The sequence below is a fragment of the Piscirickettsia litoralis genome, assembly GCF_001720395.1.
Classification (GTDB): Bacteria; Pseudomonadota; Gammaproteobacteria; order Piscirickettsiales; family Piscirickettsiaceae; genus Piscirickettsia; species Piscirickettsia litoralis.
Genome location: NZ_MDTU01000001.1, coordinates 1,944,772 through 1,946,231, shown reverse-complemented (window position 1 = coordinate 1,946,231; position 1,460 = coordinate 1,944,772). Strand labels below are relative to the sequence as shown.

Annotated in this window: 2 protein-coding genes and 1 pseudogene; 1 reads left to right on the top strand and 2 read right to left on the bottom strand. The window is 39.4% G+C overall.

The features are described 5' to 3' along the window. Positions 1-223, top strand: a pseudogene (locus BGC07_RS09680) (hypothetical protein); the annotation flags it as partial. On the opposite strand, the gene BGC07_RS09675 reads toward BGC07_RS09680, so the two are convergent. Further along, the gene (locus BGC07_RS09675; RefSeq protein ID WP_069312933.1) at positions 220-1,194 is read right to left on the bottom strand and encodes a TauD/TfdA family dioxygenase; all 975 of its coding nucleotides are present in this window, start codon (positions 1,192-1,194) and stop codon (positions 220-222) included. The pseudogene BGC07_RS09680 and the gene BGC07_RS09675 overlap by 4 nt on opposite strands. After that, positions 1,191-1,460 (bottom strand): STAS domain-containing protein (locus tag BGC07_RS09670; RefSeq protein WP_069312932.1); only part of this gene is annotated, 270 nt, incomplete at its 5' end. The genes BGC07_RS09675 and BGC07_RS09670, both read right to left, overlap by 4 nt.

Here is a 1,460-nt window from a genome sequence, read left to right as displayed (position 1 = left end):
TGGTGCCGAAGTCTATCACCGTGAATTGAAGCAAACGTGTGGTATTGAGTGTTGTCAGGCTCGCACTGGCCGGGCACAAAGAAATCACATTGGTTTAGCGATTTCAACGTGGATTGATAAATACCTGCGTAAAGTGAATGAAAAAATCAGTTTTTATCAACAAGACTGGGATGTCATTAAAAGTGGTATTAGCCGATCGATGAGAGCAATTTTAACAACTTAGCCTAAAAGTGCGAAACTTGTGTTATTATCAAGTAAAAGTATCTGGTTGTCTTTCAGCTCTAATTTTCTATTTAAAACAGGTGAGTGACACAATCTTTCAAATTCCTCTAAAGCAGATTGCAGCGCTGGGGTAAGAGTTTCTTTTTTTAATATTTCTTTGCGGTATCTCACATTAAAATTCTTATCAATGACACGTGCGCTAATTGACTCTATATCACGCTTAAACTCTGGAGGTACAACAATTTCAACAGGGTCATTTTGCAGCGCCTCAAATGACTCTGGTGTTAAGTGCTGAATCAACGTTGAACAATCAACAAGAAGGTTTTTGCCCCCGCCGAAGCGATCATGCCTAATACAATGCAAACCAAAGAAATCTGGAATTTGCTTCTCATAGGAACAATCAGTATGCAAAACAAACTCACTTAATTTGTGAGAGCGCGCTAATGCCTCATTACCTTTTGAGCCGCCTTGTTTAATATGCCATACTGCATCATCTCCAGTGCTATGAGTATGCGGCCTCCCCAATAAAGAAACAATTTTTTCCAGCGTTTTGGAAGACTCCTCTTCAAAACCAAGAGATATAATCAGCACTCCAACCTTAAGTAAATTTAAATCTTGATCTCTTTCATAGCTAATACTGTTTGTATAATGCTTAACCAGGTAAATGCCACGTCCCCGCAACCTGTCGGGATTGGGCACGCTTTCAAGTTGCTGCTCAGTTAAATCAAATGCATTCCCATTATCACAAAATGTAATTAACGCCTGTTTTTGATCCCCGTCAATAAAGTCAATAGTCACTTTCACGTACAAACCGTCATGATCATTATTATCAAAAACATTTTCAATAATTTCTTCAACGACTAAATTCAACTTTGCCCCCAGCTCGAGCGACAAACTTGATCTTAATGGTGCCAGCGAATCAACAATCACTTGCATACGATCTGATGATTGGCTTAATTCAAATGTTATCAAGGCTGAACCGTAAAGACCTTTCCAATGAGTCCTGTAACATGCAAAATGTCATTCACCATCGGTTGAATGTTTGACAAGGCCAGCGTACATTCGTCAGATTTCAGTGTCTTAGCAAGCAATATTAATCCACTCAAACCTGCGCTACTAACATATTCAAGCCCCTGGCAGTCTAAAAAAACATTTTTCTTAAGAGGCACCAAGTCAGACTGAATCTTCTTTTCAAACTCAGCTGCAGTTTTTGCGTCTAACCGACCACTCAAACTCAC